Source organism: Enterobacter sp. WCHEn045836 (assembly GCF_003965585.1).
GTDB classification, from domain to species: domain Bacteria; phylum Pseudomonadota; class Gammaproteobacteria; order Enterobacterales; family Enterobacteriaceae; genus Enterobacter; species Enterobacter dissolvens.
Genome location: NZ_RXPT01000030.1, coordinates 22,573 through 31,145, shown reverse-complemented (window position 1 = coordinate 31,145; position 8,573 = coordinate 22,573). Strand labels below are relative to the sequence as shown.

Genomic DNA, 8,573 nt, shown 5'->3' with positions numbered 1-8,573 from the left:
GCTATAGGACTGCATTGCTTTTCATTTAAAATCAATGTGATAGTTAATAAATCTACTATCGATCTTGAGTTTTAATACGCAATTTTGTACACATTGTTTTATTTGCTCCAACAGTCTCAATCGAAACATGGGCTGTTGGAGCTATCGATTCCGCCCCTCTTCGTTTCTTCTATACTTTCAGTTTGACGACTGGAGGTAATCATGTGCGGACGTTTTGCACAAGCTCAAACCCGTGAAGAGTATCTGGCTTACCTGGCCGACAGAGCTGATCGTGACATTGCCTATGACCCTGAACCTATTGGTCGGTACAACGTGGCTCCCGGTACTAAAGTCCTGCTGTTGAGTGAACGCGACGAACAACTGCACCTCGATCCGGTATTCTGGGGGTACGCGCCTGGGTGGTGGGATAAGCCGCCACTGATTAACGCGCGCGTCGAAACTGCGGCCACCAGTCGAATGTTTAAACCTTTGTGGCAGCATGGTCGGGCGATCTGCTTTGCAGATGGATGGTTCGAATGGAAAAAGGAAAGTGATAAGAAACAGCCCTACTTCATTCACCGCGCCGACGGCCTGCCAATATTTATGGCGGCGATCGGCAGTACGCCATTCGAGCGCGGCGATGAGGCTGAAGGTTTCCTCATCGTAACGTCCGCAGCTGATAAAGGCCTGGTCGACATTCACGACCGTAGGCCACTGGTTCTGTCTCCGGAAGCGGCACGCGAATGGATGAGACAGGATATAGGAGGGAAAGAAGCTGAAGAGATAGCTGCCGACGGCGTTGTGCCAGCCGACAAGTTTATCTGGCACGCCGTGACGCGTGCCGTGGGGAATGTGAAGAGCCAGGGGCCGGAGCTAATCGAGGCAGTGCAATGAAAAGTAAAAGAGACTAGGCACGTCTGAAATGAGCGATAAGTAGACATTCATTTATGGAGCTTCAGTGTAAGCAAGCTTATCACTTAACGGATTCCGCCTGTTCTACAAACAAACTTCGATTGATGAATTGAATTAACAGAAGCTTTTAGTCTTTCTCATCACATATTGTTTTTTGTCGACAAAACTTATGGTTGATTTGCACCTCAACCATAAGGACGAAGTATGTCAGATAAAAAACGTATAGCCATTACCGGTGCTTCAGGGAAAATTGGTAGGGTTACAGTAGAGTGGCTTGAGAAAGCGGGTTATAAACTGTTTCTCATCGATAAAAAAGAACCCTTAACCGATGCCCATCCCGCGATGATTTCGGATTTAGAGGATTTTGGTGCAACGCTCGACGCACTTTCCTCCGTCGGGGAAGACGTTTATTCACGACCTGAATCTGCAGCCTTCGATGCCGTGGTTCACCTTGCCAGTATTCCTCACCCCCGAATGATCCCCGATTCTGACGAGTTCAGAAATAATATGCTGGCTACCTTCAACGTGTTTGAGGCATCCAGGCGCCTGGGGATTAAAAATATCATCTGGTCATCAAGCGAAGTCCCTACTGGCGTGCCTTACGACCGGTGGGATGTCCCCTATGTTCCGGTGGATGAGCATTACCCGACCCGGGGAATAAGCATTTACGCGCTTACTAAAGTGCTGGGTGAAGAGATGGCACGTCAGTTCTGTCTCAATAACGCTGACATGCGCATTACCTGCCTGCGGCTTTCTAATGTTATGGCGCCTGAAGAATACGCGCAGTTTGAAAGCTGGCAGAACGATCCTGCCGTAAGGCAATGGAATATGTGGACTTATGTTGACGTCCGGGATGTTGCCCAGGCGATTGAGAAAGCTGTCGAATATGATGTCAGGGGTAAAGATGAGTTCTTTATTACCAGCGATGTGACCTGCATGCGAACCCCCACACAGGAGCTTCTGGACCGCTACTATCCAGGAGTTGAACAGCGTAAAATTTTTGCAGGTAATGAGTCAGTACTCAGCAGCGAAAAGGCAATGCGCGTCCTGGGATACCGCCCGTCGCACCGCTGGACCGATAGCGTGTGATGATCATTGCTACCGGCCTGCACAGGGTCGGTTACCCTCTTTAACCGGAGAATCATATGAGTGAGAAAAAACTGGCTCTGATTACTGGCTCGAGCAACGGTATCGGCCTTGCACTTGCTGAAGAATTTGCAGATAACGGATACGATCTTGTCATCGTCGCCAGGGATGAAAAAAAACTTTCAGCCGCGGGTCAAAACCTGCAAAAACGTTTTTCAGTTAACGTACACGCGTTCAGTGCTGACCTGAGTGAGTATGACCAGATAACAGACCTGCAGGTCAGAATGGATGAGGCCGGTTTAGCCCCTAATGCACTGGTCATCAACGCCGGCCAGGGACTCGGCGGCGCGTTTATCGACGGTACCGATCTTGAAAAAGAGATTAGATTAATCCGGCTCAACGTTGATGCTGTGATACATCTTTCTAAAATATTTATCCCGCGGCTCGTTGAGCAGGGTAACGGGTACGTTCTTATCACTTCGTCGCTTTCCGGCTCGGCGCCTATACCTTTCGAAGCGGTTTACGGGGCGTCAAAGGCTTTCGTCAACTCCTTTTTTTACGCCATACGTAACGAGCTGATGGGGAGCGGTTTATCAATGACGCTTCTGATGCCTGGGGCAACGGAGACCAATTTTTTCAAAAATGCAGGACAAGCCAGCACGACCGTAGGTTCGATGAAAAAGGACGATCCCAAAGAAGTGGCAAAACGTGCCTGGTATGCCCTGATGACAGGACACGAATTTGTCTATGGCAGTGAGTATGCTGAGTATGAGGGCGAGGTGATGAACAGAATGATGAGTGAGTCACACAAGGCTCAGCGTCACCGAATAATTTCTGAACCCGATTCGGCCACAAAAAAGTAAATCCGCACGGCGCCGGGCATCAGCCTAGCGCCTCTTTCAGCAGCATAATTCCAATGCCAAAAGCATGGTTGCTGTTAGCCTCATTTCATCTTTTAGGCAACCTGCCCCAGAGCAGGCTACCGATGACACATTAGCTTTTTATCCATCGTTCAAAAGCCGTCTTCCAGTCAGGATGCCAGCGCGACAGGGCCGGTCGATTGTCCAGCATATCCTGAGCCGCCCACATAATCCGTCTGGCATCCATCTCGCGGGTCACAGCGTTGTCAGGGCAGATGATATAGAAGTCACCCCGCTCAAAGCGTGGGAGGAAATAGTCAATGACCTGTGCCGCTGTCCACGCTTCATCGGGCTTTTTGCCGCTGCGCTCGTCCATGCCGGGATCGTTCATGTCGGTCCAGGTATAGCCCGGGACCAAAAGATGAGCGGTGAGCATGGTGCCGGTTTCCTTCAGAAGCTGATGGGACAGCTGTTCTGTCAGTACCTTTACGGCTGCCTTTGAGGCGTTATAGGCAGCAAAACCTGGCGGGGTAGTAATACCCTCCTTCGAACCGAGGTTTACGATCGCACCTTTCTCCCCCATTTTTAACATTTCTGGTAGAAAAATATGCTGCATGGCGACCATGGACAACAGGTTGACCTCCATCTGCTGTCGCCAGAGATTGGGGGAATCCCAGGCGCCGGCTGCTATCTTCACGCCGGCATTGTTAAACAGCAGGTTTACCTTTCCCCAGGTGCTGTAAACGGTGTCTTTGAGCTGCAGCTGGTATTCTTGACGGGTTATGTCACCAGTAACAAGCAGCGTTTCAGTCGCCAGTTCGCCAGCCAACTGCTCAAGCGCCTGCCTGTTCCGATCGAATAGGCAAAGCTTCATGCCTTTTCGGGCCAGCTCCCTCGCAGCGGCGGCGCCAATACCTTTCGCTGCACCTGTTATTACGGCAACGTTACCTGTACTGATGACTTTATTATTCATGATTTACTCCCGTCAGTAATGCGTACCGATAAGAACATAAGAAGAAGTGCTAACAGGGAAAAAGCAGCCCCAACCCACCCAGTGGAGATCCAGCTTCCTCCTGAAGCGATAACGAATCCTCCCCCGGCTGCGCCAAGCGCATTCGAAATATTAAACGCACTGTGCGTCAGGGATGAAGCGAGAGTCTGTGCCTCACCGGCAATGTTCATCATATGCGCCTGAAGTGCCGGAACGAGGGAAAAACCGCACCCAAGCATAAACAGTACGATGAGAACCGGGGTCTGCAGCGTTCCCGTAAGGGAAAACAATCCCAGAAAGATGATGTTCCAGACGATGATGCCAAATATTGATGGGATCAGCGCAATGTCCGCCAGCCTGCCACCGATAATGTTGCCAGCAATCATGCCGGCCCCCCAGAGAACAAGGATCCATGGCACGGCTGAGGCTGAAAATCCGGCAGCTTCCGTCAGTGCCGGGCTAATAAAGCTGTATACGGCAAACATTCCGGCAAAACTGACTGAAGCGACGGCAAATGTCACCAGGATTCGTGGGCTCTTCAGCGCGCCAAGCTCCTTGAGCGGTGAAGCGGAGCTGTCGGCCGCCACAGACGGAACAAAAAGCATAATCATTATGGACGTCAGCACCAGGCCCGCTGCTACCACCCAGAAAGAGATCCTCCAGCCCAGCGTCTGGCCCGCCCATGTAACAAGCGGAACGCCGGCAACGTTCGCTAGGGCCAGTCCCAGCATAACGTAACCGATATACCGGGCTTTGTGCTGTGGCGAGACCATTGAGGCCGCCACGAGCGCGGATACGCCGTACCAGGCACCATGAGGCATACCGGAAATAAAGCGGGCTACCAGCATGGATTTAAAGCCCATGGCCTGGGCGCTCAGGGCATAACCTGCAAGTGCAATAATTAACAATATCAGCAGTAGGTTTTTACGGGCCAGGCGCGCTCCAAGCACCGCAATCGCCGGGGCACCGACCACCACGCCTGTAGCGTATGCGCTGATATAGCCACCCGCGGCAGGGATTGAAACGCCGGTTCCACGCGCAAGATCCGGCAGGAGGCTCATGGGAGAAAACTCGCCCGTTCCGATGCACAATCCGCCCGCGCCCAGCGCAAGCATGGCGGGGAAAAGACCCACAGGCGGATGAATACGATCACCCTGTCGTGAAAGCGTTTGTTCTGACATTGACTATGGCTCCTGATCTCTTTCACTGCCGGATGCAAAAAAGAAGGACCGCTACCTGTTGGGTAACGGCTCTCAGCTATGTGCAGCTTATGGGTCACAACGTTTCGAAAAGAACGGCAACAGGCAGTGGTATATTGAACTGAATTAAACTATAAGCCCTTCCTTTTGGTTATTGATGAATCAGATAGTCAGTAACGGTGAATATTATTCAACAATTCTGCTGCTTGTTTCTCCATGAAGGGTGATAAACGTTATTTCGGCGGGTTTCCCAAGCCGGAAGGGAAAGCCGTTCCAGATACCGGAACCGTTGCTGACGTAAAGCTTCAGGCCCCCTACTTCGTAGAGCCCGGACACAAAACCGTTATTAGCAGGTGCGACCAGCCTGTCCAGACCGGCGATCATACCGCCGTGAGTATGTCCGGAAAGCTGGAGGCTAACTCCACTTTCTGCGGCCTGGACAGCATTTTCAGGCCTGTGGTCAAGAAGAATGACGGTTTCACCCGGGCGGGAAGACTTCAGAGCTGTGGACAGGTCAGGGCCCGGCAGATCGTATGTTGGCGCAACGGCATCCGTCACACCCGACAGATACAGCGAGTCGCCGTCACGGCTTACACGGTAACCGGCATTATTAAGAAAATGCAGGCCCAGTTTTTCAAAGGCCAGGATCCAGTTTTCAGCGCCAAAGTAATATTCATGATTGCCCGTGACGGCAAAAACGCCGTCCTTAGCCCGCAACTGGGCAAGCGGTTCAATGTCGGAGAAACGCGCTTCTGGCCAACCATCAATCATATCCCCGGTAACCACAATCATATCCGCATCCAGCTCACGGGTGCGGGTAACAATATCCTGTATCCAGCTTCTCGGCAGCAGCCTGCTGGCGTGCAAATCCGTCAGCTGAACTATCCGGTAGCCTTCAAAACGGGGGGGCAAGCTCCTGAGCGTGATGTCTATCTTTTTCACTTCAGGAACCCCGGTACCATTTTTCAGGGCCTGCGTTGTCAGCATGGCCGCCAGAACAGGCAGGATAAACCAGCAAGCTGCATGCCATTTCATCCAGCGTCCTGATACCATTCGATGCAGTATCCAGAATAGGTCACGCAGTACTAACAGGACAGCCATAAAAACGGTCATACCGAAAAGCCCGGTGGTAAGCAGCAGCAGCGATTTTGGTATCTCTGGAGAAAACATATTCCCCGTAAATAATTTCGTGATCAGGTGAAACTCGGAAGCCAGAATCATTGCGCCTGCGACGGCAATTTTAACCGTAAGCGGGGCGGGAAGCGGCTTGATAAACCGAAACAGCACGTAAAGCGCTGGAATGAGGGTCCAGATATGAAACACGCGGAAATCTCCCGGGAATGAAAAACTTTTAGTTTGCCGTGGCGTCGGGTTGCAACGTTTTGTTGAATGAATCTAAACTTACCATCCTTCAGGAACGATTCCATTCAATGTCATTTGACATTGCATTGAATTTTAATCAACGGTTTAACGCCATGTCCTCCAGACTGTCTACCACACTCACCCGAAGCGATCTTGCTGAGCTCAACGCATTTCTCATCACTGAGAAAAGGCGCAGTTTTACCAAGGCCGCCATAGAACTGGGAATAACCACCTCTGCACTGAGCCATACCATACGCAACCTCGAGACGCGCCTCGGTGTCAGGTTGTTGAACAGAACAAGCCGCACGGTCTCTCCGACCGAAGCGGGCGAAAGCCTGGCACTGCGCCTTGAAACAGGATTTAAAGAAATTGGTGACGCGCTTGAGGAAATTAACCGCATGCGCGATCGGCCCGTGGGAAAGCTCAGGCTTAATGTGCTGAGTGATGGTGCCCGCCTCATTATGGCGCGACATCTTCCACGCTTTATCAGCAAATATCCTGAAGTGGAGCTCGAAATCAGCGTTGATGACAGGATGGTAGATATCGTCAAGGAAGGATTTGATGCCGGGATCCGCTTTGGCGGAACCGTTCCTGAAGATCTCGTTGCAGTCCGACTGGGTGGAGAACTCAGATGGGTAGCGGTGGCATCGCCACGCTATCTTTATCAACATACTCCCCCTGCCGTGCCTGAGGATCTGCGCCTGCATAACTGCATTCAACTGCGCACCGGGCAAGGCGTCATCTACAAATGGGAATTCCGTAAAGGAGAAGACTATCGCGTGGTTGACGTCAGGGGGCAGCTCTGTGTGAGCGAAACGGCGCTGGCAATTGAAATGGCATTAGCTGGCGTGGGTATTGCTTACTGCCTAGAAGACCGGGTGCGTGATGACATTCGTGAAGGCAGACTAAGGGTTGTTCTTCCGGAATGGGCCCCTCTGGAAGAGCCGATGTATCTGTACTATCCAGGTCACAGACAAGTTCCCCAAGGATTAAAGGAACTTATCGAAATTCTGAGAGAAGAAATAGAACTAACACATGCAGTTTCAGCCTGAATCAGGCTCGGGGGTTTGCAAATCACCTGAGCCTGAGTTTCATAACCTGTTATGGATGTTTTTGAAGCATTTTCTCAAGGTTATGACGTGAGGTCGTAATGATAGTCCAGGGATCTTTTGGCGCGTCATGCTCAACAATATACCACTCAACCCCACTGCTTCTACCCGCACTAATGATTGAACGCCATTCCAGCAAACCTTCACCTGCCGGAGTGAAATTCATTTCGTCATCACGAATCCCGATAGCAGCGTTATCTTTTGCATGAATCGCATAGATGCGTCCTGAATATGTTGCAATTATTGACGCAGGATCCTGCCCTCCACGCGCAGCCCATGCCACATCGAGTTCAAGGCTAAGATTATTTTTGTGGGTGTGCATCATAATCAAATCCAGGGCTGTCACATCATCATACTTCTTCATCTCAAAGTTATGATTATGGTAAGACAACGACATTCCTTCATTTCTTAACGTCTCCCCCATACGATCAAGCCTCTTGGCGTAATCTATCCATCCCTGTTTTGTCGTAGGTCGTTCATTAACCTCAATCCATGGGACAACGAGGTGAGAGTTTCCTATGCCTTTGTTAAATGCAACAATTTTTCCGCGCTCGCTCTCAAGAGCAGATAGCTGTACATGCGATGCAATAACGTTAAGCTGATATTTTTTCAACGTTTCCTGCATTGTCGGTAAATCCAGGTGATGATCACCGACAAGTTCTACATGTGAAAATCCCGCTTTTTTAGCCATGGCAAACTGTGTATCGGTATCACCAACATTTCTAAGCGTGTACATCTGAATAGCAATATCGTCCTGCGCTTCGGTGCGGGCATACCCCACCATGCTTGCCATCATAAGGACTCCACAAAAAATCGAGTTTTTAATCATTATCGTTCTCATTAAAAAGTAATCGATTACAAAATATAATTCGAAAGTTTTTTAATACAACAAGCATCCATAAAAATGTGAACTAAATCACTGGAAGTTATATTTCTCGCAGTTCTGTAGGCCTGGTAAACTCCATAATGCACACCTCAAAAACTGTTTTTATATACAGTGGTTTCATTTGGGTATGCACGCAAGATACAGGGTCTGTCATGGCTGATTAAAGCTTCACCAATTCGTTTCTAATTT

Annotated in this window: 8 protein-coding genes; 4 read left to right on the top strand and 4 right to left on the bottom strand. The window is 50.2% G+C overall.

The genetic code is table 11. The features are described 5' to 3' along the window. The first annotated feature begins 201 nt into the window (after positions 1-201). From EKN38_RS24755 to EKN38_RS24745, 3 genes are all read left to right on the top strand, one after another. Complete coding sequence (locus EKN38_RS24755; RefSeq protein ID WP_126522999.1) at positions 202-873, top strand: SOS response-associated peptidase; 672 nt, start codon at positions 202-204, stop codon at positions 871-873. 222 nt (positions 874-1,095) lie between these two features. Next, entirely contained in the window at positions 1,096-1,980 is an 885-nt protein-coding gene (locus tag EKN38_RS24750; RefSeq protein ID WP_126522997.1) for an NAD(P)-dependent oxidoreductase, read from the top strand. 56 nt (positions 1,981-2,036) lie between these two features. After that, positions 2,037-2,840 carry an SDR family oxidoreductase gene (locus tag EKN38_RS24745; RefSeq protein WP_126522995.1) on the top strand — a complete coding sequence of 268 codons (804 nt, stop codon included), beginning with the start codon at positions 2,037-2,039 and terminating at the stop codon, positions 2,838-2,840. Positions 2,841-2,970: 130 nt separating this feature from the next. On the opposite strand, the gene EKN38_RS24740 is transcribed toward EKN38_RS24745, so the two are convergent. From EKN38_RS24740 to EKN38_RS24730, 3 genes are all read right to left on the bottom strand, one after another. Continuing rightward, complete coding sequence (locus tag EKN38_RS24740; RefSeq protein ID WP_126522993.1) at positions 2,971-3,810, bottom strand: SDR family oxidoreductase; 840 nt, start codon at positions 3,808-3,810, stop codon at positions 2,971-2,973. After that, positions 3,807-5,009, bottom strand: a complete 1,203-nt coding sequence (locus EKN38_RS24735) for an MFS transporter (protein ID WP_126522991.1) — start codon at positions 5,007-5,009, stop codon at positions 3,807-3,809. The genes EKN38_RS24740 and EKN38_RS24735 overlap by 4 nt, the downstream gene beginning before the upstream one ends. Before the next feature lie 204 nt (positions 5,010-5,213). Then, entirely contained in the window at positions 5,214-6,350 is a 1,137-nt protein-coding gene (locus tag EKN38_RS24730) for a metallophosphoesterase (RefSeq protein WP_126522989.1), read from the bottom strand. A gap of 107 nt (positions 6,351-6,457) precedes the next feature. On the opposite strand from EKN38_RS24730, the gene EKN38_RS24725 reads away from it, so the two are divergent. Then, entirely contained in the window at positions 6,458-7,441 is a 984-nt protein-coding gene (locus tag EKN38_RS24725; protein ID WP_126522987.1) for a LysR family transcriptional regulator, read from the top strand. 49 nt (positions 7,442-7,490) lie between these two features. Here the strand turns inward: EKN38_RS24725 and EKN38_RS24720 are convergent, their stop codons facing one another. After that, positions 7,491-8,294, bottom strand: a complete 804-nt coding sequence (locus EKN38_RS24720) for a sugar phosphate isomerase/epimerase family protein (RefSeq protein WP_260480585.1) — start codon at positions 8,292-8,294, stop codon at positions 7,491-7,493. Positions 8,295-8,573: the final 279 nt, after the last annotated feature.

What these genes read in the sequence shown, in the direction of transcription:
- EKN38_RS24725 (WP_126522987.1), top strand. Translation starts at nt 6,458, where the DNA reads ATGTCATTTGACATTGCATTGAATTTTAATCAACGGTTTAACGCCATG.
- EKN38_RS24720 (WP_260480585.1), bottom strand. Translation starts at nt 8,294, where the DNA reads ATGATGGCAAGCATGGTGGGGTATGCCCGCACCGAAGCGCAGGACGAT.
- EKN38_RS24740 (WP_126522993.1), bottom strand. Translation starts at nt 3,810, where the DNA reads ATGAATAATAAAGTCATCAGTACAGGTAACGTTGCCGTAATAACAGGT.
- EKN38_RS24735 (WP_126522991.1), bottom strand. Translation starts at nt 5,009, where the DNA reads ATGTCAGAACAAACGCTTTCACGACAGGGTGATCGTATTCATCCGCCT.
- EKN38_RS24750 (WP_126522997.1), top strand. Translation starts at nt 1,096, where the DNA reads ATGTCAGATAAAAAACGTATAGCCATTACCGGTGCTTCAGGGAAAATT.
- EKN38_RS24755 (WP_126522999.1), top strand. Translation starts at nt 202, where the DNA reads ATGTGCGGACGTTTTGCACAAGCTCAAACCCGTGAAGAGTATCTGGCT.
- EKN38_RS24745 (WP_126522995.1), top strand. Translation starts at nt 2,037, where the DNA reads ATGAGTGAGAAAAAACTGGCTCTGATTACTGGCTCGAGCAACGGTATC.